Annotated in this window: 20 protein-coding genes and 4 tRNA genes; 18 read left to right on the top strand and 6 right to left on the bottom strand. The window is 52.4% G+C overall.

The features are described from left to right. Positions 1–150 precede the first annotated feature (150 nt). The 3 genes from sodB to purE all read right to left on the bottom strand — a co-directional run bounded on the left by sodB (position 151) and on the right by purE (position 2,447). A complete protein-coding gene (gene sodB, locus ABYA77_RS12390; protein ID WP_372966285.1) occupies positions 151–729 on the bottom strand; it encodes a superoxide dismutase [Fe] in 579 nt (192 codons plus the stop codon). A 71-nt stretch (positions 730–800) separates the two neighbouring features. Next, positions 801–1,919 carry a 5-(carboxyamino)imidazole ribonucleotide synthase gene (locus ABYA77_RS12385; protein ID WP_372966284.1) on the bottom strand — a complete coding sequence of 373 codons (1,119 nt, stop codon included), beginning with the start codon at positions 1,917–1,919 and terminating at the stop codon, positions 801–803. Between the two features lie 36 nt (positions 1,920–1,955). Continuing rightward, positions 1,956–2,447, bottom strand: a complete 492-nt coding sequence (gene purE / locus ABYA77_RS12380) for a 5-(carboxyamino)imidazole ribonucleotide mutase (protein ID WP_372966283.1) — start codon at positions 2,445–2,447, stop codon at positions 1,956–1,958. A 174-nt stretch (positions 2,448–2,621) separates the two neighbouring features. Here purE and ABYA77_RS12375 point away from each other — a divergent pair, with 174 nt between their 5' ends. The 6 genes from ABYA77_RS12375 (at position 2,622) to ABYA77_RS12350 (ending at position 5,358) form a co-directional block, all read left to right on the top strand. Then, the gene (locus tag ABYA77_RS12375; RefSeq protein ID WP_372966282.1) at positions 2,622–3,569 is read left to right on the top strand and encodes a hypothetical protein; all 948 of its coding nucleotides are present in this window, start codon (positions 2,622–2,624) and stop codon (positions 3,567–3,569) included. Between the two features lie 128 nt (positions 3,570–3,697). Next, positions 3,698–4,558, top strand: coding sequence for a DUF2846 domain-containing protein (locus ABYA77_RS12370; protein ID WP_372966281.1), 861 nt, complete (start codon positions 3,698–3,700; stop codon positions 4,556–4,558). A 50-nt stretch (positions 4,559–4,608) separates the two neighbouring features. Further along, positions 4,609–4,836 (top strand): hypothetical protein, encoded by a 228-nt coding sequence (locus ABYA77_RS12365; RefSeq protein WP_372966280.1) that lies wholly within the window; start codon positions 4,609–4,611, stop codon positions 4,834–4,836. Positions 4,837–5,058: 222 nt separating this feature from the next. Further along, positions 5,059–5,134, top strand: a tRNA-Val gene (locus tag ABYA77_RS12360). A 64-nt stretch (positions 5,135–5,198) separates the two neighbouring features. Next, a tRNA-Asp gene (locus ABYA77_RS12355) sits at positions 5,199–5,275 on the top strand. Positions 5,276–5,282: 7 nt separating this feature from the next. After that, positions 5,283–5,358: transfer RNA gene (locus ABYA77_RS12350), tRNA-Val, on the top strand. Between the two features lie 45 nt (positions 5,359–5,403). Here ABYA77_RS12350 and ABYA77_RS12345 read toward each other — a convergent pair. Further along, positions 5,404–6,810 (bottom strand): 3-oxoacyl-ACP reductase, encoded by a 1,407-nt coding sequence (locus ABYA77_RS12345; protein WP_372966279.1) that lies wholly within the window; start codon positions 6,808–6,810, stop codon positions 5,404–5,406. 185 nt (positions 6,811–6,995) lie between these two features. On the opposite strand from ABYA77_RS12345, the gene ABYA77_RS12340 reads away from it, so the two are divergent. Both ABYA77_RS12340 and ABYA77_RS12335 read left to right on the top strand, forming a co-directional pair. Then, positions 6,996–8,315, top strand: a complete 1,320-nt coding sequence (locus ABYA77_RS12340; RefSeq protein WP_372966278.1) for an acetyl-CoA C-acetyltransferase — start codon at positions 6,996–6,998, stop codon at positions 8,313–8,315. Positions 8,316–8,412: 97 nt separating this feature from the next. Further along, positions 8,413–8,489 (top strand) — tRNA-Met (locus ABYA77_RS12335). Between the two features lie 148 nt (positions 8,490–8,637). Here ABYA77_RS12335 and ABYA77_RS12330 read toward each other — a convergent pair. Together ABYA77_RS12330 and ABYA77_RS12325 are read right to left on the bottom strand one after the other, a co-directional pair. Then, positions 8,638–8,973 (bottom strand): multidrug efflux SMR transporter, encoded by a 336-nt coding sequence (locus tag ABYA77_RS12330; RefSeq protein WP_372966277.1) that lies wholly within the window; start codon positions 8,971–8,973, stop codon positions 8,638–8,640. Between the two features lie 70 nt (positions 8,974–9,043). Then, positions 9,044–9,841, bottom strand: a complete 798-nt coding sequence (locus ABYA77_RS12325; protein ID WP_372966276.1) for an enoyl-CoA hydratase/isomerase family protein — start codon at positions 9,839–9,841, stop codon at positions 9,044–9,046. Positions 9,842–10,067: 226 nt separating this feature from the next. Here ABYA77_RS12325 and ABYA77_RS12320 point away from each other — a divergent pair, with 226 nt between their 5' ends. From ABYA77_RS12320 to ABYA77_RS12275, 10 genes are all read left to right on the top strand, one after another. Beyond that, entirely contained in the window at positions 10,068–11,153 is a 1,086-nt protein-coding gene (locus ABYA77_RS12320; RefSeq protein WP_372966275.1) for a GlxA family transcriptional regulator, read from the top strand. Positions 11,154–11,447: 294 nt separating this feature from the next. Beyond that, positions 11,448–13,487, top strand: a complete 2,040-nt coding sequence (locus ABYA77_RS12315) for an acetate--CoA ligase family protein (protein ID WP_372966274.1) — start codon at positions 11,448–11,450, stop codon at positions 13,485–13,487. A 53-nt stretch (positions 13,488–13,540) separates the two neighbouring features. Further along, on the top strand, positions 13,541–14,323 hold the full coding sequence (locus ABYA77_RS12310; RefSeq protein ID WP_372966273.1) for an enoyl-CoA hydratase-related protein: 783 nt from the start codon (positions 13,541–13,543) through the stop codon (positions 14,321–14,323). Positions 14,324–14,379: 56 nt separating this feature from the next. Continuing rightward, positions 14,380–15,540, top strand: coding sequence for an acyl-CoA dehydrogenase family protein (locus ABYA77_RS12305; RefSeq protein ID WP_372966272.1), 1,161 nt, complete (start codon positions 14,380–14,382; stop codon positions 15,538–15,540). Between the two features lie 32 nt (positions 15,541–15,572). Next, the gene (locus ABYA77_RS12300; RefSeq protein ID WP_372966271.1) at positions 15,573–16,550 is read left to right on the top strand and encodes an NAD(P)H-dependent flavin oxidoreductase; all 978 of its coding nucleotides are present in this window, start codon (positions 15,573–15,575) and stop codon (positions 16,548–16,550) included. 136 nt (positions 16,551–16,686) lie between these two features. Beyond that, positions 16,687–16,821, top strand: a complete 135-nt coding sequence (locus ABYA77_RS12295) for a hypothetical protein (protein ID WP_372966270.1) — start codon at positions 16,687–16,689, stop codon at positions 16,819–16,821. A gap of 69 nt (positions 16,822–16,890) precedes the next feature. Next, on the top strand, positions 16,891–18,501 hold the full coding sequence (locus tag ABYA77_RS12290; protein ID WP_372966269.1) for a 5-guanidino-2-oxopentanoate decarboxylase: 1,611 nt from the start codon (positions 16,891–16,893) through the stop codon (positions 18,499–18,501). Between the two features lie 46 nt (positions 18,502–18,547). Next, positions 18,548–19,930, top strand: a complete 1,383-nt coding sequence (locus tag ABYA77_RS12285) for an FAD-binding oxidoreductase (protein WP_372966268.1) — start codon at positions 18,548–18,550, stop codon at positions 19,928–19,930. 59 nt (positions 19,931–19,989) lie between these two features. Next, positions 19,990–21,438 (top strand): aldehyde dehydrogenase family protein, encoded by a 1,449-nt coding sequence (locus ABYA77_RS12280; RefSeq protein ID WP_372966267.1) that lies wholly within the window; start codon positions 19,990–19,992, stop codon positions 21,436–21,438. Positions 21,439–21,619: 181 nt separating this feature from the next. Then, positions 21,620–22,600 (top strand): ABC transporter substrate-binding protein (locus tag ABYA77_RS12275; protein WP_372966266.1); only part of this gene is annotated, 981 nt, incomplete at its 3' end.

Here is a 22,600-nt window from a genome sequence, read left to right as displayed (position 1 = left end):
CACCGGAGACTGAAATGTAGCGCCCGGTTGCGGGTTCGGCACTGGATATAGTGGCGGTGATTGCGGTTATGAAGCAACTCAGTAGTGACAATAGCAAGAGTGTCTTCAGGAGGGCGGCAACGATTGTCGCCGCCAGAGCCAGGAACCTGATTACGCGAGATTTTCGTTCACGAAGTCCCAGTTTACGAGATTCCAGAAAGCTTCCAGATAGTTCGGGCGGCTGTTCCGGTGGTCGATGTAGTAGGCGTGTTCCCATACGTCGACAGTCAGAACTGGCTTGTCGGTACCGGTCAACGGTGTTTCGGCGTTGCTGGTGTTCACAATAGCCAGGCTACCGTCAGCCTTTTTCACCAGCCAGGTCCAGCCGGAGCCGAAGTTATTGGCGGCTTTGTCAGCAAACTCTTTTTTGAATTCGGCAACAGAACCGAAAGCCTTTTCGATGGCGTCTTTAGCTGCGCCGGTTGGCTCACCGCCACCGTTCGGGCTCAGGCAGTTCCAGAAGAAAGTATGGTTCCAGACCTGTGCGGCATTGTTGAACACCGGGCCGCTGGCACTTTTGATGATTTCTTCCAGTGACTTGTCGGCATTTTCAGTGCCATCAATCAGACCGTTCAGTTTGGTAACGTATGTCTGGTGGTGTTTGCCATGATGGTATTCAAGAGTTTCCTGGGACATGTGCGGTGCCAGTGCATTCTTTTCGTAAGGCAATGCGGGAAGTTCAAATGCCATGGGGTCGTTCTCCCTGTCTCTCTATGTTTATGAATGTTCGTACAAGCAATATAAGGGTGGTTTGAGTTAATTCAACCTTTGGAGTTTAGACTGCAGGTAAACTCGGGGCTGCCTGGCAAAAACTGAGCGCAGTTTTTTACCCGCCAGACCAGTTCAGCGTAACTGTCAGCCAGAATGTTGATGTGGCCTAATTTGCGCCCAGGGCGCTCCTCTTTGTTATAGAGGTGTACGTGAGCGTACGGCAATTCCAGAATGCGTTCTATATCGCCGTGTTCGCCGATGATGTTGATCATGCAGCTTAGTCCGCGAGCGTCCACATTACCAAGAGCGTGACCGCTGACGGCGCGGATGTGGTTTTCGAACTGGCTGGTCATGGCACCTTCAATGGTCCAGTGACCGGAGTTGTGAACTCGTGGAGCCATTTCGTTCGCAACCAGGCCGTTTTCAGTTTCGAAAAGTTCCAGAGTGAGTACGCCTACGTAGCCTAATTCGTCGAGCAGCGTCTTTATGTACCTTTCGGCATCTTGCTGTACGTGGGGCTGAAGGCCGGGCGCGGGCGCAATGGAGTAGCGCAGAATACCTTCGTGGTGGGTGTTTTCGGCAATCGGGTAGAAGGCAACGTCGCCATCTTCACTGCGTACGGCAATGAGGGAAACTTCCCGGCTGAAGTTAACAAACTTTTCTACGATTACCCGGGGGTGGCCGATAGCCGCCCAGGCTTCTTCTGCGTCTTCCGGGCTTTTCAGCACTGCCTGGCCTTTGCCGTCGTAGCCTTCGGTGACCGACTTGGCGACAACCGGGCAGCCCAGGGCTTCGGCTGCAGATTTTAACGATTCAGCGCTGTCTGCCGTTTTCCATGTCGGTGTGGGGATACCTAGCTGGCCGAAAAGCGTTTTTTCGGCTTCACGGTTTTGGCAGACCTGTAAAGCTCTGGGGCAGGGGTGAACCGGTTTGTATTGGGCCAGCTTTTCAGCGACGTCTACCGGCAGGTGTTCGAATTCGTAGGTGACGCGATCAACTTTGGACAGGAATTCATCCAGGTGTTTGCCCTCTCGGTCTACGATGGTTTCGCCAAGGCCTGCACTGGGGTTTCCGGACATGTCGTAGAAGACAAAGTCTTTGGCCAATGGGTATCCGGCGAGTGCCAGCATACGTCCAAGCTGGCCGGCTCCTAGTACACCGATTTTCATTCGAACTCTCCTGCCTTGAAGCGTTGGGAGCGGGTTTTACTGATCGCTTGGATCAGGGTTGTCCAGAACCGTCTGTGTTTGGGTGGCCCTGAATTCATCTACTGCTGTGCGTACTTTGTCGTCAAACGTGCCGATAATCTGTGCTGCCAGCAAGCCAGCGTTGGTGGCTCCGGCTTTGCCGATAGCCAGGGTGCCAACGGCGATGCCTCCGGGCATCTGGACGATCGATAGCAGGGAGTCCAGGCCATTCAGCGCTTTGGATTGCACAGGCACGCCCAGTACCGGCAAGGAAGTTTGTGATGCAACCATTCCCGGGAGGTGTGCAGCACCGCCGGCGCCTGCGATGATTACCTTCAGACCACGATCGGATGCAGTTTTGGCGTAGTCGAACAGCAAGTCAGGGGTCCTGTGGGCGGACACAACTCGTGTTTCGTAGGGTACGCCAAGCTTTTCAAGCATTTCTGCGGCGTGTTCCATGGTGGGCCAGTCGGATTTCGAGCCCATAATGAGGCCTACAAGCGGCTGCATATGCAACTGTCCTGTGATAATTGGAAAGCCGGCCATTGTATGTATTGCCTACTTACCATGCAACATGGGTGGGCTTCTGATTTGGGGTGCCTTTCAGGTTGGTCATTTTAACGTTTCGCCCGGTGCGAGTATTATCGAGCTCTCTTTGTTAACGATCTTTGTTCAGGAGCTGTAATGGAACCCATTCGCCCAGATGATGATGAGCTGCGAGTTGACGCGCCCTTTGGAGGCTCTGAACCGGAAAAACAGAAACCAGCGACTAAAAAAAGGCGGCCAGCAAAGCCGCCTGAAGATCCGGAATCTACCAGGCGTAGTGGTAATCGCGGGGGTGGTTTTGCGCTGGCGTGGGTTTTGCTGGGGGTTGTGGCCGTTGGCGCAGGCGTTGGTTGGTATCTTCAGGAGCAGCGCATTCAGGTACTTGAGGGGCGGTTGAAAGATGCAGACAACTGGGCCCGGCAAAGCAATTTGGCGTTGGCGCGGTTTGAGGGTGAGCTTTCCGAAACCGGAGAGTCCTTACAGGAGCGAGGGGCGACGTTCGAGCAAAAAATTGCAGCGCATGATAAACGGCTGAGCTCTGTGGATGGAGAAATCCGAAAGCTTTGGGTGATCGCTAATGAGAGAAATAAGCAACGTCTGGATGAGCAACAACAGAGGTTGGGGGTTTTGGATGAGAAGCTGGCCATGACGGCCAGGTCGGTTTCGGATTTGAGCGTGGCTGTGGAACAGGTGCGCCTTGGTATTGCCGGGGATATTGCTCAGTTGTCTGAACAGTTGAAAAGCGAGGTGATTGCGCTGGAGCAGGCGGATCAAGTCGCCGCCGGGCAATTGGCTACTCTTAGTCAGCGAGTCGGTGAAGTGGGGCAGCTTGTGGATAGCCGGGTTCGCCGGTTTGAACAGGAGCAGAAGTTGGGGGTTGAGGGCAGGGAAGGGCGTATCTCTGCCCTGGAGCAAGCGATTGACTCAATGGCTGACGATAGTGACGTCCGTGCTTTGAGGGCGCAGCTGGCAGAGTTAAAAAAGACGGTAGCCGCTATCGACGCTTCCCGTGCGCAACTGACCTCCCGGTTGGTACGTTTGTCTGAAGAAGTCAATCAGCTCCGGTCTGGCTCCTCTGGCCAGTAATTGTGTGCAGGTGGGCTTGCAGGGATGAATGTAACGGTTTGTATTCATCCCTTGCGGTAGCTCTCATTTCTCTGGGGTGGCAGTTGATATGATCTGGCAACTCGAAAAGGGATGAAGAGTGAAAAACAATGAGAATCCGACTGCCTTTCGTTAAGAATACGGCGGCACTACTGTGCGTCGTGGTGTTGTCAGGCTGCACTGTGTATCAGTCTATTGGTAAGAGTGTGGGCGGTTTCCTGCACCCTGTATCAGGTCATAACTTTGTGCACATTGATACCGATGACTGGGACCAAAAGAATGCTCTGCTGTATTTCTATCGCACTGACTCCGAATGGGCGGGCGATGAGATTGAGGCGCCCAGCGTTTATATAGACGACACCCATTACTTCAATATCCGCAATAACAGTTTTACCTGGCTGGAGGTGGCTCCGGGTGAAAGGCATTTGGCTATCCGTCGACCTTTGCTTGGTCTCGAGGGGCTTGGTTCGTTCAGCTTGAGTCTGATTGCTGATGCGACCATCAAGGTGGAGGCAGGCCGAATTTATTACCTGCGTTACAACGAACTAACAGAACCGGAGCGCCCGCATCCTGACCTGGATCCAGAGCACCCGTTAGCATCAGGTGACTTGCAGCTGGTTACCCGGGAGTACGCTATGCAGCCCGGCGAAATCGTATCTACCTTGTTTCTGAATAGTGATCTGTTGGCGCCAAACCATGCGGCTGCCTCTATTGTTGAAAAGAACCAGGATGATGATTACGAAAAGCGCAAAGCTGTGCTTGAAGAAGAGCGAGAACTGGAAATAGAAAGACTTAAACAGCAGGGTAAGTATGAGTCTTCTTCTTGGTACTGGCCTTTTGGTGGTGGGCCAACGGTACCACTTGAGTCTGATCGTAAGCTGAAAGAGCTGGAAGAGCAGTATGCTGAGCTTGAAGAAGAACGAGAGCGGATTCGTGAACAGGAATCTGGCGGTGGTTGGTGGATTTTTTAAAGGTTGAGTGACTACACTCAAGGTGACCTGGTAGTGTGCGAGAGTGATTTATGTCATTCAAAAGAGATGTCTTTACTCGTGTTGAACGTGTGAGCGTGCGATTGGCTCCCTATCTTGAGGAGGCCTGGCGGGATGTAACGGCTAAACTGGATGGTCTCAACAGCTCTTTGGCATCTCTGGCGGTTCCTGAAGAGCGCAGGGCAACGGTTAGTGACCTGTCTCTGCGGGCTAAGGGTGAGCTGGCGGGGCAGAACGCTGCTGAACATCAAGATGATTGAGCGTCAGGCAAGCTGGATTCAAGTCTCTGATTTTGATTAATAAGTGTGCAGTTGCGCCGGTGCTTTAAAAAACTTCGAGAATTTTTTGGAAAACATTTGACACCACGATCGAAATGCTTAAAATGCGCGTCTCACTTGGTTGATGCAGCAACGCTGAATCGGCAAGCGCTTTAAGCGCACAAGTGACTGCTTAAGGCTTGAAGAATAGTAAGGCCTCGAAGTGGGTGGTTAGCTCAGCTGGGAGAGCATCGCCCTTACAAGGCGAGGGTCACTGGTTCGATCCCAGTACCACCCACCACTTTTAAGCAGAGAGCCAGACAAGTGTCTGGCAACCGATTTAACCTTGCAGGTTGAATCAATGCGGAGCGGTAGTTCAGTTGGTTAGAATACCGGCCTGTCACGCCGGGGGTCGCGGGTTCGAGTCCCGTCCGCTCCGCCACTTTTCCGGGTGGTTAGCTCAGCTGGGAGAGCATCGCCCTTACAAGGCGAGGGTCACTGGTTCGATCCCAGTACCACCCACCAGATTTAAAAAAGCAGATCCGACTGGATCTGCTTTTTTTTTGCGTCTTACTTTCCGATCAGGGATTGGCCGCAAACCCGCACAACATTGCCGGTAACGCCTGCGGAGGCAGGGTTGCAGTACCAGGCAATAGCTTCTGCTACATCAATCGGCAACCCTCCCTGAGAGAGGCTGTTCATACGCCGTCCAGCTTCTCGAATAGTGAAAGGCATGGCGGCTGTCATCTGGGTCTCAATGAAGCCCGGAGCAATGGCGTTGATGGTTATGCCGTTCTTCAGTTGTTTTGCCATAGCCTCTACGTATCCAATGACACCGCTTTTGGCGCAGGAATAATTGGTTTGGCCAAAGTTGCCGGCTATTCCGCTGATAGAAGAGATGCAAACAATGCGGCCATTGTCTTTCAGCAGGTTTCGGTGCATCAGTTCTTCGTCAATCAATTCTTCGGCGGTCAGGTTGACTGCAATGGTCATATCCCAGAAGTGTTCCGGCATGTTTCCGAGCGTTTTGTCCCGGGTGATTCCTGCGTTGTGAACAACAAGATCTACGCCGCCAGATTCCTTCTCAATGAAGTCAGCGATCAGCTTCGGAGCATTTTTGTCGGTTATATCGCACGCGAGAGCTTTACCTTTGAGGGCCCCCGTGACTTTTTGAAGCTCTTCCATTGCGGACGGGATGTCCAGGCCGATGACTGTCGCACCGTCTCGGGCCAGGGTTTCAGCAATGGATGCGCCGATACCACGGGAAGCGCCAGTTACCAGAGCAACTTTGCCGGTTAGCGGAGCTACAGGGTTTGTGGCTTTGGCTGACTCGGCTTTGCCAATGCGAACGGTCTGACCGGAAATATAGGCAGAGCGGGGCGACAGGAAGAAGCGTACGCTGGAATCCAGTTGGTTTTCAGCGTTTGGCGCAATCCATATCAGGTTCGCGGTGGAGCCTTTCTTGCCGATTTCCTTGCCCATTGCCCGTACAAACCCTTCAAGTGCCTGTTGAGCGGCAGCGTGGGAGGCTTTTCGGCAAGAATGTGGGTCCTGGCCTATGACCAGAATACGCCCATTTGTTGCGAGCTTTCGAATGGTCGGGTGGAAGAAATCGTACAGGGCGCGTAGTTCCTGAGGGTTTTTCAGGCCTGTTGCGTCGAAAACCAGTGCTGAGAATTGGCTGTCTGCTTCGCGGCTAAGATCGAACGACCTGGCTTTGTTGCCAGCCTTTGACGACTCTTCGAGGGTGTCTGAACCGGTAGCGTGGAACAGGTTGGCCGGGCTGGCCCCCAGAATAGCACCTAAAGTCGGCACGGCTTTTGCGCCGGATCCGGCGGCAATCAATATGTTGCCCTCGATAAAAGGCTGATCCACACGCTTCAGGCGTTTCAGTGGAATGGGGGACGGCAGGCCGAGCGATTGGGCGGCAGTTTTTCCCACAGGGGTATTGACGAGCTTCAGGTAGAGGTCAGACATGGTTGCTTCCTTGTAGAGAGGGTAAGTAGCTAATAGCCTAAAGAGTAAGGATTCCTCAATCTATTGAATTGACTGAACACAATGTTGGTGTTGTCAGAGTTGCCAATGAGACGCAGCGGTTTATCGCTAGACTTCAATAATCGTCTGCTCATCCGAACATTCATCGTTATAAAGGTCATTTTGCCATGGCACAGGCTCAGAAAAACACCAAGTTGAAAGCCGCTAAGGCCCACCCGGCTGTTCGCCGCGTTGCGATTATCGGCGGTAACCGAACGCCTTTCGCCCGCTCTAACACGGCCTACAGTAAAATCAGTAATCAGGAACTGCTCACCTCTGCCCTGCGTGGTCTGGTAGACCGGTATAACCTTCAAGGTATGCGCCTGGGTGAAGTAGTTGCCGGTGCTGTGATTAAGCACTCTCGGGATTTTAACCTGACCCGTGAATCTGTGCTCAGTTCTGGCCTGGCTCCTGAAACTCCGGCGTATGACGTTCAGCAGGCATGCGGCACAGGCCTTGAGGCAGCTGTTCTGGTTGCTAATAAAATTGCTTTGGGCCAGATTGAATGCGGTATTGCTGGTGGTACAGATACCACGTCTGATGCCCCGATTGGTGTGGGTGAGGGGTTGCGGGAGATTTTGTTGGACGTTAATCGCGCCAAAACGGCCCTGGATCGACTGAAAATACTGGCTCGCTTCCGGCCCGGCCATCTGGCGCCGGAGGTGCCTTCAAATGGTGAGCCTCGAACAGGCATGTCTATGGGGGATCATTGCCAGATAACGGCCAAAGAATGGGGTATTTCCAGAGAGGATCAGGATCGTCTGGCTTGGGAAAGTCACCAGAAGTTGGCGAAAGCCTACGATGAAGGTTTTTTTGAGGGGCTGATGACTCCGATGGCGGGGCTGGAGAAAGACAACATCCTTCGGCCAGATACGACGCTGGAAAAACTGGCGACTCTCAAACCATGCTTCGATCGTGAAAACGGTACTTTGACTGCCGCCAACAGTACGGCGCTCACCGATGGCGCGTCCTGTGTACTGTTGGCCAGTGAGGCCTGGGCGAAAGAGAAAGGGCTGGACGTCAAAGCGTGGCTGACTTTCTCGGAAGTGGCCGCCATCGATTTTGTAGATAAGAAAGAAGGGTTGTTGATGGCGCCGGCTTATGCGGTTCCCCGAATGTTAGAAAAGGCTGGCCTTACGCTGCAGGACTTTGATTTCTATGAAATTCATGAGGCCTTCGCCGCACAGGTTCTGTCTACTTTGAAGGCGTGGGAAGATCCGCAATTCTGCAAGGAGCGTCTTGGTCTGAACAAGCCGCTAGGCAGTATCGATCGGAATAAAATGAACGTTAAAGGTTCTAGTCTGGCCACGGGCCACCCGTTTGCAGCAACCGGTGGCCGGATTATTTCTACTCTGGCCAAGCTCTTGGATGAGAAAGGCAGTGGGCGTGGCCTGATTTCTATCTGCGCCGCTGGCGGGCAGGGGATTACGGCAATTCTTGAACGCTAAGTTTCGGAAATGTCGTAATTTCCTTTGACACTGCGCGCTCCGCACCGTATTATTCGCGCCACGTTGATCAGGGTGACCTGGTTCACAAAAAGTTTGATGCGGGGTGGAGCAGTCTGGTAGCTCGTCGGGCTCATAACCCGAAGGTCGTTGGTTCGAATCCAGCCCCCGCTACCATATAAAAGAAAGGCAGATCAGTAACTTACTGGTTTGCCTTTTTTGCTTTCTGCGTCTTGAAATTCTTCTGTGCCCAAATTTAGTCCATACAGTGCCCAGTATTGTTTCACTGTCGGGAATTCGTGCACTACTACACTCTCCGCCCCTCTCAATGCCCCGCTGTTGAGGAAAAAAGGTTAATCACTAAAACACCGGAGAGAATCAAGGTCATTCCGACCAGAGATGCGGTGTCCAAATGTTGGTCATAGATCCACCAGCTAACCAAAGCAATTAAGATGATGCCAACTCCAGACCAGATTGCGTAAGCAATACCGACGGGTATGACTGACAGGGTCAGTGATAGGAAATAAAAGGAAATCAGATAGCCGATGACTACCGTGATGGAAGGTAATAGACGGCTAAAACCTTCACTGCCTTTCAGGGCAGAGGTGGCGATGACTTCCGATAGGATGGCTATGGCCAGATACAGCCAGTATTTCGTCATTTTATGACCCGTGAAATGCAGTGTTGGCGTATGTCATTGTCAGAATCCAGGATCAGAAGGCGCATGCTCCTCATTGGCTAAAGTTGGGTTGTCGACGGTCGCGAAATGCGATTACGCCTTCTACGAAGTCTTCTGCCTGTACGCATGTTGAGAAGCTTTCTAATTCTGCAGATAGCGATTTCTTAAGCTCGTTCAGGTGATGTTCATTGCGCAATAAACCCAGGGTGTTTTTTGTGGCCATGCCGGGGCCTGAGGCCAGTTTCTGGGCTTGCTGCAGAGTTTCATTGTCCAGCTCATCAAAATCAACTATGCGCGTTATTAACCCCCATTGTTCGGCTTGATCCGCAACGATACTACGGTTGTTGAGCAGCATATCTGAAGCGCGCCTTTCCCCTATGAGACGGGGAAGATTATAGGACAGGCCTCCATCTGGCGTGACGCCAAGCCCAAGATAGGCAGGTACGAATCGACTACCTGTCGCAGCTATTACAATATCCGCAATGCAGCAGAGGCTGAGACCGTAGCCTGCAGCGGCACCTTGCACGGCCACCAGAAGCGGAACCGGTAATAAAGTAAAGAGTTCCAAAACTTCGTGAGCTAAGCCAACATACTGGTGCGCAGCTACTGAACGCTCGAGTGGCGGCTGTTGGGCCAATTCTGTGAAGAAATCTATATCGCCGCCAGCACAGAAAATTTTACCGCTTCCTTTCAATACCACCACTCGTATATCTTGATTATCGAGTAAGTCACGGAGTACTTGCCTGAGTTCGAGAAAGGCACCTTCAGACAGAGCGTTGAGCTTCGCGGGGCGATTAATCGTAATGGTTGCTATCTGCTGATGGTATTCAAGGTTGACGTGATGGAACATATGCACCTCGCTGTAGAGCGGCTCCGGCTGAAATATTCAGAATTATTGTTGAGCCGGGGATGGTACTCAGTTTTCTGCGCGTCATCTTTTAGACTTTTGATTCTAGTGTAAGGCTGTTGACCCGAAACCTGATGATCGCCACTGGCTGGCAGACTTGCTTGCTCGTGAGAGGAATGGTAATGAGCTGAACCGCTTCGGGAAGCGGGTAGGGGGGCCAGGATTTTCAATGCTGGCTGGACCTGAACTGGGGCTGATCTCAGAATTTGAGAAATGCATCGATGTTCGTGGTACCTTGATTTTGGTTTTCCGGTTTAATGTATTTCATAAAAAAACTAAAACAATTTATCTTATTTGTTGGTTTGTTATGGTGAAACACTACTGTTTTCTTTTGTTGCCCGAGTTTAGTAATCTTTGTTTGTCTAACTCTGTTGAGCCTCTTAGAGCGGCAAATAGTTTTTTGAATGAATTGGGTTATAAGTGGACTTTGGTTTCAATGGATGGAAGCTCTGTCCGGAGTTCCAGTGATTTTGATATAAGTGTTAGCGCTTCCATTGATGACATTTTGGATGGTGGTGTAACGGGGCTATTTGTTCTGGCCAGCTATAACTATAAAAAATACTCTGATACGGATGTTGTTAAAAAGCTGAGGCAGGCCAGGAAATCTATTCCTGTTTTGGGTGGCCTGGATTCAGGCAGTTACCCGTTGGCAAAAGCAGGCCTTCTTGATGGCTATAAGGCAACGATTCACTGGGCCGAGGTGGATGTTTTCAGGGAAGAATTTCACAACATTGATGTGTGTAATAATCGCTATGTGATCGACCGGAACAGGATTACTTCGGGGGGAGCAACGGCAGCTCTTGACCTGATGCTGGCCATGATTCGAAAGGATTATGGCGCTGAAGTGGCCATATCCGTCTCGGATCTTCTGATTTTCGATACTGAACGTTCAGAGAGTACTCCCCAGCGAGAGAAAATGCCTTCGTTGATTGAACAGAACTCTCCCCGATTGGCAAAGGCAATAAGGTTTATGGAACAGAACTGTGAAACACCTTTGTCGATTTCTGATATTGCCAGTAAAACAGGTGTTTCCCAGAGGCAATTAGAGCGTGATTTCAAGGAGTATCTGGATACGACGGTTTCCCAGTATTATTCGCGCCTGAGAATTCAGTTGGCTAAAAGGTTATTGACTGAAACCAGTCTGAGTATCACTGAAATAGGTGTTCGTACCGGTTACAACTCACGCTCATCATTTATTCGTACTTATAAACGTTTCTTTGATAAGCGACCATCGGATGAGCGGAGGGGGGCATAAACGGAGCATGCTCCCTCTCCGACACTCTTCATCTTTAATGGCGTAACAGAAAGCCAGATTCTCTTCCTCTTCCTCTTTTCCTCTTGAGTTGGATCTATTCCGGCGACAAATGCTATTTCGGCGAAAAATGTAACAACTGTGACCATCGGTGCGACATCAGGCGGCGATGCTTCAGCGATGATGCTCGTTAACTGGTACCGGCGGATGAAATCCTGAGGTAGCAGAGCTTGCCAGTCGGATAAAAATCCAAGGCAAAAAAAACGATAAAAATTGCTGTCTTCAGGAGTTGAAACTATGTCATTTGCCCGTTTTCTTCGGCCTAGTAGCATCGCGGTGATAGGGGGCCGTGAAGCCGAGGAGGTTATTCGTCAATGTCTCAAGGCAGGATTTTCCGGGGAGATCTGGCCCGTACATCCGAAAAAAGAGCAGATTGAAGGATTGAAAGTTTTTCGTTCTGTGGATGATTTGCCGGCAGCGCCAGATGCTGCCTATGTCGCGGTCAATCGTAATCTGACCATTGAAATTGTCGGGAAGTTGGCAGATCGGGGTGCAGGCGGAGTTATCTGTTATGCCACTGGCTTTTCTGAGTCCGGGGAGGAAGGCAAGAAACTTGAGGATGAATTACTGGCGGCCTCAGGAAACATGCCTCTGCTGGGACCAAATTGTTATGGGCTGCTGAACTATCTGGATCAGGCGACTCTGTGGCCGGACCAGCATGGTGGAGAGAAGGTTGAGCAGGGCGTGGCAATTATTACCCAGTCATCCAATGTGGCTGTGAATTTCTCTATGCAGCAGCGTGGACTTCCACTGGCCTACGTGGTTTCCCTCGGAAACAAGATCAAGTTCGACCTGCCGGATGCCATACGGGAATTCGCCCAACAGGACACAGTGACAGCAATAGGCCTGTATATCGAAGGTATTGCTGATCCTCGGGCTTTTGAAAGTGCGGTGAATTATGCCCGTCAGCTGGGTAAGCCTGTCGTTGCGCTGAAGTCCGGCCGCTCTGATGCTGCGAAGAAGATTGCTCTTTCCCACACGGCCTCCCTGGCCGGCTCCGACGACTTGATCAGCGCTTTGTTTGCCCGTGCTGGCGTGGGACGGGTGTACTCGATGGAGGCAATGCTGGAAGCGCTGAAGGTTCTGCATGTGCACGGCCCACTGAATGGTTGCAGGCTGGGCTCCATGAGTTCGTCCGGCGGCGATGGTGCCCTTGTTGCGGATGCGATGGAGGGGCTCCGCCTGGAGTTGGGGGGATTGTCCAGTGCCAACCATCAGAAAATCAAAGCGACGGTTCACGAACTGGTTACTGTCTCTAACCCTTTTGATTACCAACTGTTCGACTGGAACGATCAGACGCGCCTTACCGACACCTTTGCCGCCTTTATTGATTCAGGATTCGACCTGACCCTGTGTCTGCTTGATTTCCCCCGGGGTGACCGCTGCAGTGATGCTGCATGGCACCCGGCCCGGAACGCTCTGATTGCCGCAGTTAATCAAACCGGTGCCAAGGCTGCCGTGTTGGCAATGTTACCTGAAGATATGCCGGAGCATACCGCCAAGTTGTTGATGGAGCAGGGGGTGGTTCCGCTGGCGGGGCTTGATGCCGGGTTGCAAGGCGTGGAAGCAGCAGTGGACATTGGCAGGGCCTGGTCCTGTGAGATTCCTGTTCCCTTGCTGACCAGTGTAGCAGGGGGACAGGAGCCCAAAGTCCTTGATGAGGCGGAGTCCAAGAAGGTGCTGGCCGACTACGGTCTGAAGATTCCGGATAGCCGCATTGTCACACGCCCGGAGGATGCGGCCGTTGTTGCCTGGGAGCTGGATTTCCCGGTGGTAGTAAAAGCCCTGGGTGTGGCGCACAAGACCGATGTTGGTGCGGTTCGGCTGAACCTCAATACCGTGGAAGAAGTGATGGCCGCGGTTCAGGAGATGGCACCACTGGCTGACCGTTTTCTGATCGAGAAAATGGTTGATGGTGTTGTGGCGGAAGTCATTGTCGGTGTGGTGCGAGATGAGCAGTTTGGCCCCTATCTGGTGATTGGTGCTGGCGGCATCTTTGTTGAGCTGCTCAGGGATACCCGGTCATTGCTGCTGCCAACCAGTCGGAATGAAATCAGGGACGCCTTGCTTGGGCTGCGTAGTGCGGTGTTGTTCAACGGATTCCGTGGGCGGGAAAAGGCGGATATAGACGCTGCCGTCGACGCCATTGAGGCAATCGCAAACTTTACTCACGAAAATGCTGATCGACTGGTGGAGCTGGATGTGAACCCCCTTCTCCTGCGCTCCATTGGAAAAGGTGCCATAGCCGCAGACGCTCTGATCAGGGTGCGTGACTAACAACCAAACAACAAGAGGGCCGCTGCCTGGCCCCTCAATATACGGAGAAAATGATGAACAAAAATCTGCGTGTGACCCGTAATGGAATGGTGTTGGAAATCGTTCTGAATCGACCCAAAGCGAATGCTATTGATGCAAAACTGAGCCGCGAAATGGGCGAGATATTTGCAAAATTCCGTGATGATCCTGAGCTTCGTGTGGCGATCCTCACCGGGGCAGGAGAGAAGTTTTTCTGCGGTGGCTGGGATCTCAATGCCGTTGCCGATGGAGAGGAATACACCGGTGATTTTGGTGAAGGCGGCTTTGGCGGTTTTCCGGAGATGGACAGCTTGCTGAAACCGGTTATCTGCGCGGTCAATGGATATGCTCTGGGGGCCGGGTTTGAAATGCTGTTGCGCTCAGACTTCGTAATTGCCTCTGATAACGCACAGTTCTGGCTGCCGGAAGCTCAGGTTGGTGTTGCCCCGGATATTGCCACCTTCCTGTTGCCCAAGATGATGCCCAGGGTTAAGGCTATGGAGCTGCTGCTTACCAGCAAACACCTGACGGCTCAGGAGGCCGCCGACCTGGGGCTTGTTAACAGCGTTGTACCTCAGGCTGAGCTGATGGACGAGGCCCGGAAGCTCGCTCAGCGCATTCTCAAATCAGCTCCTCTGTCGGTAGCAGCAATCAAAGAGGTTGTTCGGGAAACTGAAACTCAATCCTTCAATGAGAGTTACCGGAATCTGCGGGCGGGTGTCTGGCCGGAGTTCCAGAAAATGCTGGACAGTTCCGATGCTACCGAAGGTGCAAAAGCCTTCCAGGAAGGCCGTGAGCCTGACTGGAAGGGCGCCTGATAAGCGGTAGCTGACCACACACCACTAATAACGATATCTGATAAGAGGTAACCTCCATGGATTTTCAACTTACCGAAGAGCACCAGATGCTGATTGATTCCGTCAGCGCTTTTGTCCAGAAAGAACTGCTACCCCACGAAGCCGAAGTGGAAGCAAAAGGCGAAGTACCCAAAGAGCTGGCAGAACAGATTCGCAACAAGGCTTTGGAAGCGGGTTTCTACGCATTCAACATGCCAGAAGAAGTCGGTGGCCCCGGGCTGGATTATGTCTCCCAGGCGTTAATCGAACGTGAGCTGTCCAAGGTAAGCTGGGCGCTGCATGTTTATGTGGCCCGACCAAGTAAAATCCTGATGGCCTGTAAAGGGGATCAGATTGAGGAATATCTGTTGCCCTGTGTCCGTGGCGAGAAAAGCGATTGTTTTGCGCTTACTGAGCCCGATGCCGGGTCTGATGCGGCGGGGATCAAAACCCGTGCAGTGCGTGATGGAGATGACTTTGTTCTCAAAGGCAGCAAGCATTTTATAAGTCATGCAGGTGAGGCCGATTTTGCCATCGTTTTTGCCGTTACCGGAACCTACGAACTGAACGGTCGCCAGCGTAATGAAGTGACAGCTTTCCTGGTTGATAGCGACACTCCAGGGCTAGACATACGGCGGGGCCCTGTTTGTGTCAGCAACCGGGGTTATCATCAGTATGAACTCTTCTTTGATGACTGCCGGGTGCCGGCCAGCAAAGTGCTGGGCGAGGTGGGTAAGGGCTGGACGGTTGCCAACGACTGGCTGACTGCCGGCCGCGTGATGGTTGCTGCGAACTGCGTTGGTCAATCGATGCGGGCTATGGACCTATCTGTGGCCTGGGCGGCGGAACGTACACAGTTCGGTAAGGCGATCGGCAAGAATCAGGGGGTCTCTTTCAAACTGGCGGACATGGTGACCAATATTCGTGCCGCAGATCTGTTGACCCTGTATACCGCCCAGAAAATGGATCTCGGCACCATGACCGATGGTGATGCTGGTATGGCAAAACTGTTTGCCAGCGAAACCCTGGCACGCGTCACTGATGAGGCGGTACAGATCTTCGGTGGCATGGGGCTAATGGATGAGCTGCCGCTGGAGCGCCTGTGGCGTAATGCGCGTATCGAACGTATCTGGGAGGGAACTTCCGAGATACAGCGCCACATCATATCCCGTGAACTCTTACGTAACGTTGAATCCTGAAGTTAAAGGAATCACAGCATGAGGAATGAGACATGTTAAAAACGCGCATTACGGAACTGTTTGGTATTGAGCACCCGGTTATTCAGGGGGGCATGCAGCGAGTATCGAAGGCAGAACTTGTCGCAGCTGTTGCTAATGCCGGAGGACTAGGATTCCTCAGTGCATTGACGCAACCGACTCCGGAAGCATTGGCTGAGGAGATCAAGCGGACTCGGCAGATGACGGATAAGCCGTTTGGGGTCAACCTGACGATCCTGCCCTCTATGACCCCGCCCCCATACGAGGAATATGCCCGGGTAATTGTTGATTCGGGCGTAACCGTGGTGGAAACCGCAGGGAGGAGCCCTCAGCCCTTTATGCCCATGTTCAATGCCGCGGGTGTCAAGGTGGTCCACAAGTGTACTTCCGTGCGCCACGCCAAAAAGGCTCAGGAAGTTGGTTGTGCCGCTGTCACTATCGATGGTTTTGAGGCTGCTGGGCATCCTGGTGAGGATGATATCCCGTCTCTGGTTCTGGTACCCCGGGCCGTGGATGAGCTGGATATACCGGTAATTGCCTGTGGCGGTTTCAGTGATGGCCGTGGCCTGGTGGCAGCTTTGTCGCTGGGGGCAGAAGCCATCAGCATGGGGACCCGTTTTGTTGCAACACAGGAGAGCCCGGTACATTCCAACCTGAAGCAGAAGCTTGTGAGCGCCTCCGAACTGGATACTCAGCTGATTTTCCGAAAGTTCCGGAATACGGCCAGGGTTTTCAAGAACAGCGTATCTGTTGAAGTTGCGGATATTGAGGCTCGGGAAGGCAGTGAGTTCGGTGATGTCGCTGCATTAGTCTCGGGCAAGCGCGGTGAGGTGGTGCTGGAAACCGGGGATCTGGAGCATGGTATCTGGTGGGCCGGGATCTCTGCGGGGTTGGTGTATGACGTACCCAGTGTTGATGAATTGGTGTCGGGTATTGTGCAGGATGCCGAAAGAATCATCTCGTCTCGCCTGACCGCGTTGGTTCATGCATGACTGTCGATTGTAATTGCGTCTGATCAGGGTTCATTGGTACTCCACCCCTTTGCCCTGACCTTCCTTGAAGGTCGGGGCTTTTTTTGAAGGGGCGCAGGCTGAACCTGGCTCATTAATACAGGTCGGAAGAAGGATTATGTCGAATAATGAAAAAACAATGGCGGAAATAGAAATACTGGGTAGGGAGGGGGCTGCCACTATGTTCAGCATGACCGGATTGTATGAAGTAATCATCAATCTGTTTAAACCCAGGTTGTCAGGCTGGAAATGAGGATTGAGCCTGTATTGAAGTGGCCTGCTGCTTCCGGTTTTAGAGTTTCCTGCAAAAGGTAAAAACAAGATGTCTGACAAGAACAATATAAGTAATGGACAAGCGTTGGTAAGGCTCCTGGAAAATTACGGTGTTGATACGGTGTTTGGTATCCCCGGTGTGCACACGTTGGAGCTGTACCGCGGCCTTCCTGATAGTCGTATTCGGCATGTGTTGTCCCGTCATGAACAGGGCGCGGGATTTATGGCAGATGGTTATGCCCGGACTGTCGGCAAGCCCGGTGTGTGCTTTCTGATTAGCGGACCTGGGCTGACAAATGCATCCACCGCGATTGGGCAGGCCTACGCCGACTCGGTCCCTATGCTGGTGATCAGCAGTGTGAATGAAGTGCCAAATCTTGGCAAAGGCTGGGGGGAGCTTCATGAAACCCAGGAACAACGGGCTATTACGGCACCTTTAACCGCTTTTTCTGCCACGGCCTATACCGGTGAAGACATTCCTCACCTGATCGCCCGGGCGTTCAGTGTGTTCAATTGTGAGCGTCCCCGGCCGGTACATATTGAAATTCCTATGGATGTGCTGGCGGCAGAGATCGATTATGACTGGACGGGAGCTGTCTCCACGTTCAGCCAACATCCTTCGCCCAATGCTGCAGATTTACATTCTGCAGCCAATCTGCTTCAGGACGCGGAGCGTCCGGTAATTATTGCTGGTGGTGGTGCTACTGGCGCCGGAGAGCAAATTGCACAGCTCGCAGAACGCCTGGGTGCCCCGGTATTCAGTACTGTTGCGGGCAAGGGCATCTTACCTTCTCGGCATCCATTGTATGCCGGAGCCGTTTTATGTCTGGAACAAGGCTGGAACTACGTCGAAAACGCGGATGTTGTACTGGCTGTAGGTACGGAAATGGCTTCCACAGACCTTTGGCGTGACAAGCTGGACCTCAGCGGCAAAGTGATACGTGTCGATATCGACCCTCGCCGCTTTCACGACCGTCATCCCGCAACAATTGCCCTGTTGGCTGATGCTGAGTCTTCACTCAGCGGATTGCTTGAATCCATTGAGGTCTCTGATCAGACACGGGCAGCTCGTGTGGCCACCGAACTTGAAAACATGAAGGCCGATATTCTGAACGGGTACGAATCGCTGCAACAAAAGCATGTTCGTGTACTGGATGTGTTGCGCCGTGAGCTCCCCGATGAGGCGTTCCTCTCTACCGACATGACCCAGATTGCCTACACCGGTAACCATTATTTCTCCGTTGAGCAGGTGAATAGCTGGCTGCATCCAACCGGGTTCGGAACTTTGGGGTATGCATTGCCTGCCGGCATAGGGGCAGGGCTGGCGAGTCCCGGTCGTCCGGGTGTTGTTCTGGCTGGTGATGGTGGCTTTCTATATACCGTGCAGGAACTCGCCACAGCCGTAGAGGAGCTTGAGGGACCTCTGGTGATCGTACTCTGGAATAACGACAGCCTGGGCCAGATTCGTGACGATATGATTGCGACCGGCATACCTCCTGTCGCTGTCATGCCGAAGAATCCGGATTACCAGAAAATTGCCGAGGGATTCGGCTGCCGTGTCGCGGGCCCAACATCACTGGAAATGTTACCTGAGGCGTTGGGCAATGCCCTGAGGCACAAGGGGGTGACTCTCATAGAAGTGCGTGAGGAGCTGATGTAATGGGGCTGAATCCGATTATCCGGTTTCTCAACAAGAGCGAAATGTCATGTCTGATTTGATCGCCTCTTTAAAAAACATCCTGGGTGAGCAGGGGGTGCTGACGGGGGAGGATGTCCGCAGTCGTGCCAGCACCTACTGGGATCGTGGCCCGATGCGAGCAAAAGCCATTCTGCGTCCCGGCAGTACTGAGGAAGTATCCGCCTGTCTGCGATTATGTCATTCCCTGGGGCAGCCGGTTATCCCTCTGGGGGGGAATACAGGTCTGGCAGAGGGTACGGCTTCTCAGGACGATGACGTGATGTTGTCTCTTGAGCGCATGCGCGATATTGAATCCATCGATGTGGTTGGCCAGGCAATGGCTGTGCAGGCCGGTGCGGTATTACAGGTGGTGCAAGAACATGCAAACGAGCATGGCCTGCGTTTTCCTGTGGATTTTGGTGCCAGGGGAAGCTGCACTATCGGTGGCATGGTGGCGACAAATGCCGGCGGCTTTAATGTCATGCGCCATGGCATGATGCGCCAGAGACTACTGGGGCTGGAAGTTGTGCTGGCCGATGGCAGGGTGCTTTCGTCCATGACCAGCTATCTCAAGAACAATACCGGTTACGACCTCAAGCAATTGTTTGCGGGTAGCGAAGGTACATTGGGAGTAGTGACCAGAGCCGTCTTACGGTTGAATGAACAGCCTGTCGCGGACGCAACCGCAATGGTCGCACTGGCATCTTTCGAGCAGGTGGTCGCCTTTCTTCGTTTTCTGGATTCGGCTTTGGGGGATCACCTCTGCGCCTATGAAGTGATGTGGAGTGACTTCTTTGAGCTCAACACTGGGCCGCATGCCGATTCAAAGTCGCCGTTCTCACAGACTTATCCCTTTGTTGTTCTTGTTGAAGCTCAGGGTAACGACCAGGTCTTGCTGCCGCAGTTGTTTGAAAAGACCCTGGAGCAGGCGTTTATGCAGGACTCGATTACTGATGCGGTGGTTGCTGGCTCTGAAGCGGAGCGAGCGGCACTTTGGGGCATCCGGGAGGGCACTGAGGCCGAAGATCGGTTTTTCAGAAAGACCATCGGGTTTGATGTCAGTTTGCCCATTTCGAGTATGAACACCTATGTGGAAAAGGTTCAGAGTCGACTGAAGTCGGTGAGTGAAAGCGCCGTACTTCTGGTATTTGGTCATCTTGCCGATGGCAACCTCCACCTGACCGTCGGGTTACATGAGGAGGATGTGCCAAGAGAAGCGGTCGAACAGGTGATTTACAGCACTTTGCAGGCCTTTGGAGGTTCAGTTTCCGCTGAGCATGGTATTGGCCTGGAGAAAAGAGAATACCTGCACATGAGCCGTAATCCCGAAGAGCTATCCCTTATGCGTCAGATCAAACAGACCCTGGATCCTGCCAATATTCTGAATCCAGGCAAGATATTTATTGTTTGATTTGACCCAGAGGGCCGGCTGGACCGGACCGTCGTACAAAAAGAATTAAGGAGCGGATCATGCAATACAAAACAGAATTATTTATTGGCGGGGAGTGGGTTGCACCCAGGCAGAGAGGGCACATTGAGGTAACAAACCCTGCGACTGAGATGCCTATTGCCAGGGTGGCTGCCGCCACGGCAGAAGATCTGGATTTAGCGGTTAAGGCTGCCCGCTCTGCATTGCCCGATTGGAAGGCATTCACCGGAGCTCAACGGGCGGTTTATTTGCGCAGGATGGCTCGGGCGGTTGAGGCGAGGAAGGACCGCCTGGTTCATCTGCAGACACTTAATAACGGCAAGACCCTGGCAGAGTCGGAATACGATATCGATGAGGTCAGTAACTGCCTTGACTACTATGCCGATCTGGCTGAGAAACTTGATCATAAGCAAGGCAGCCCGGTAGAGCTTCCGGTTTCTGAATACGTTTCCCAAACTCATTTTGAAGCGGTCGGGGTGGTCGGCCTTATCGTTCCCTGGAACTACCCTTTACTCACTTCTACCTGGAAGTTGGCCCCGGCACTGGCAGCAGGTTGTACTGCAATTCTTAAACCATCAGAAATCACGCCTCTGATTGAACTTGAATATGGCGACATTGCCCGGGAGGCGGAATTACCTGAGGGTGTCCTGAATATCCTGCCCGGAACCGGAGCAGACCTGGGTGGCCCCATGACCCACCACCCGGATATCGACAAACTCTCTTTTACTGGCAGTACTGCGACCGGCATCAAAGTAATGCAGGCTGCAGCCCAGAGCATAAAAGGCGTCAGTCTGGAGCTGGGCGGGAAATCACCGATTCTGGTATTTGATGACGCGGACATTACCGATGCGGTGGACTGGATTTGTTCGGGTATCTTTCTGAATACCGGTCAGATGTGTTCTGCGACATCCCGCTTACTGGTGCAGGAGGGCATATATCCGCAACTCCTGGAGAGGTTGAAGGAGGCAGTTGGCCAGATAAAAGTCGGAGATCCTTTTGCACCGGATGTGACCATGGGGCCGCTCACCTGTCGTCCCCAATATGAAAAAGTGCTGGCGGCTATCGAAAACGGGCGTCATTGCGGTGCCCGCTTGTTAACGGGAGGCAGTGCCGGGAACGCAGAAATGAAAGGTTTCTTTGTCGAGCCTACTGTATTTACGGATGTGCCTCTGGATAGCGATTTATGGCAGGAAGAAATCTTCGGTCCGGTGTTGGCTGTCAGGTCGTTTTCGACCGAAGCCGAGGCTGTTGAACTTGCCAATGACAGTCCTTATGGCCTGGTTGCAACCATTGTAACCAACGATGAGACCAGAATTGAACGTCTTACTTCTGCCCTGGAAGCGGGGCATATTTTCATCAATGGTCCTCAGGCTCTGTTTGTTCAGACCTCCTGGGGCGGTGTCAAAAAGAGTGGTATAGGGCGGGAGCTTGGTCCATGGGGGTTGGAGGATTTTCTGGAAATTAAGCATACGACACGATTTTTGAAATAAAAATTGTGTGTTTAGTGTTTTTTGATCGTTTGGTGATTGCTTATGAAACGCAATATAAAAACAAATATATGTTTTTGTCGTCTATTTTTTATGAGCGCTATAAAGGGCTTTGGCTCTAATAAATTGACGAGTTTGTTGATGATCATCTTTTACCAAAAATTATAATTATTAGGAGAGAAAAATGACAAAAATTAATCGTCGCGAATTTATTAAAGCCGGAATATCCGTGGGCGCAGCTGGCGCCATGTTTTCAATGGGCCTGCCAGGCTCTGCCTGGGCCGCCGAAGGAGTGCCCAGGAAGGGGGGGATTCTGAAGCTGGGGCTTGCGGGTGGTAGCTCCAGCGATTCCTATGACCCGGGCAGTTGGAGTGACACCTTCACATTTATCGGTTTTTCAGCCGTTTATAACTCTTTGGTTGAAATCGATGTGGACGGTAGTGCCATTCCCGAATTGGCTGAGGGCTGGACCGCCTCTGAAGATGCCAGAATCTGGACATTCAAGTTGCGCTCAGGTATTGAATTCCACAATGGAAAAACCATGGACGCCGATGATGTTGTGGCATCCATCAATCATCACAGACGGGATGACTCGACGTCTGCAGCGAAGACAGTGCTCAGTGAAGTCAAGGATGTCCGGGCCACTGACCAGAATACCGTGGTTGTTGAGCTGGTTGCCGGGAATGCGGATTTCCCATATGTGATGGCGGACTACCACATTGTGATCATGCCCTCGAAAGACGGGGTGGCTGACTGGAAGGCTGGTGTAGGTACCGGAGGCTATCAGCTGAAAGAGTTCAACCCGGGACTGCGCATGGTGTTGGCACGGAATCCGAACTATTGGAAGCCTGGTCGGGCCCACTTTGATGGTGCTGAACTCATTGGTATTTCCGATGGTGCTGCCAGGGTAAATGCGTTGATGACCGGTGAAGTCGATGTCATCAACCGGGTTGATTTGAAAACAATCAGTTTGCTCAAGCGCAATCGTCAGATTGTTATCGAAGAAACCAAAGGTGCCCAGCACTATACATTCCCGATGCTGTGTGACAGCGATGTCTTTAAGAACAATGATGTGAGGATGGCCTTAAAGCATGCTGTTGACAGGGAAGCGATGGTGAAAACCATCCTGTTGGGTTATGGCTATGCCGGTAATGATCATCCTATT

This window comes from Marinobacter sp. (assembly GCF_041595835.1).
GTDB lineage: Bacteria > Pseudomonadota > Gammaproteobacteria > Pseudomonadales > Oleiphilaceae > Marinobacter.
This window is presented reverse-complemented; position numbering and strand designations above follow the sequence as displayed.

What these genes read in the sequence shown, in the direction of transcription:
- ABYA77_RS12345 (WP_372966279.1), bottom strand. Translation starts at nt 6,810, where the DNA reads ATGTCTGACCTCTACCTGAAGCTCGTCAATACCCCTGTGGGAAAAACT.
- ABYA77_RS12385 (WP_372966284.1), bottom strand. Translation starts at nt 1,919, where the DNA reads ATGAAAATCGGTGTACTAGGAGCCGGCCAGCTTGGACGTATGCTGGCA.
- sodB (WP_372966285.1), bottom strand. Translation starts at nt 729, where the DNA reads ATGGCATTTGAACTTCCCGCATTGCCTTACGAAAAGAATGCACTGGCA.
- ABYA77_RS12375 (WP_372966282.1), top strand. Translation starts at nt 2,622, where the DNA reads ATGGAACCCATTCGCCCAGATGATGATGAGCTGCGAGTTGACGCGCCC.
- ABYA77_RS12280 (WP_372966267.1), top strand. Translation starts at nt 19,990, where the DNA reads ATGCAATACAAAACAGAATTATTTATTGGCGGGGAGTGGGTTGCACCC.
- ABYA77_RS12325 (WP_372966276.1), bottom strand. Translation starts at nt 9,841, where the DNA reads ATGTTCCATCACGTCAACCTTGAATACCATCAGCAGATAGCAACCATT.
- ABYA77_RS12295 (WP_372966270.1), top strand. Translation starts at nt 16,687, where the DNA reads ATGTCGAATAATGAAAAAACAATGGCGGAAATAGAAATACTGGGTAGG.
- ABYA77_RS12340 (WP_372966278.1), top strand. Translation starts at nt 6,996, where the DNA reads ATGGCACAGGCTCAGAAAAACACCAAGTTGAAAGCCGCTAAGGCCCAC.
- ABYA77_RS12320 (WP_372966275.1), top strand. Translation starts at nt 10,068, where the DNA reads ATGCTGGCTGGACCTGAACTGGGGCTGATCTCAGAATTTGAGAAATGC.
- ABYA77_RS12315 (WP_372966274.1), top strand. Translation starts at nt 11,448, where the DNA reads ATGTCATTTGCCCGTTTTCTTCGGCCTAGTAGCATCGCGGTGATAGGG.
- ABYA77_RS12365 (WP_372966280.1), top strand. Translation starts at nt 4,609, where the DNA reads ATGTCATTCAAAAGAGATGTCTTTACTCGTGTTGAACGTGTGAGCGTG.
- ABYA77_RS12290 (WP_372966269.1), top strand. Translation starts at nt 16,891, where the DNA reads ATGTCTGACAAGAACAATATAAGTAATGGACAAGCGTTGGTAAGGCTC.
- ABYA77_RS12305 (WP_372966272.1), top strand. Translation starts at nt 14,380, where the DNA reads ATGGATTTTCAACTTACCGAAGAGCACCAGATGCTGATTGATTCCGTC.
- ABYA77_RS12300 (WP_372966271.1), top strand. Translation starts at nt 15,573, where the DNA reads ATGTTAAAAACGCGCATTACGGAACTGTTTGGTATTGAGCACCCGGTT.
- purE (WP_372966283.1), bottom strand. Translation starts at nt 2,447, where the DNA reads ATGCAGCCGCTTGTAGGCCTCATTATGGGCTCGAAATCCGACTGGCCC.
- ABYA77_RS12370 (WP_372966281.1), top strand. Translation starts at nt 3,698, where the DNA reads ATGAGAATCCGACTGCCTTTCGTTAAGAATACGGCGGCACTACTGTGC.
- ABYA77_RS12330 (WP_372966277.1), bottom strand. Translation starts at nt 8,973, where the DNA reads ATGACGAAATACTGGCTGTATCTGGCCATAGCCATCCTATCGGAAGTC.
- ABYA77_RS12285 (WP_372966268.1), top strand. Translation starts at nt 18,548, where the DNA reads ATGTCTGATTTGATCGCCTCTTTAAAAAACATCCTGGGTGAGCAGGGG.
- ABYA77_RS12310 (WP_372966273.1), top strand. Translation starts at nt 13,541, where the DNA reads ATGAACAAAAATCTGCGTGTGACCCGTAATGGAATGGTGTTGGAAATC.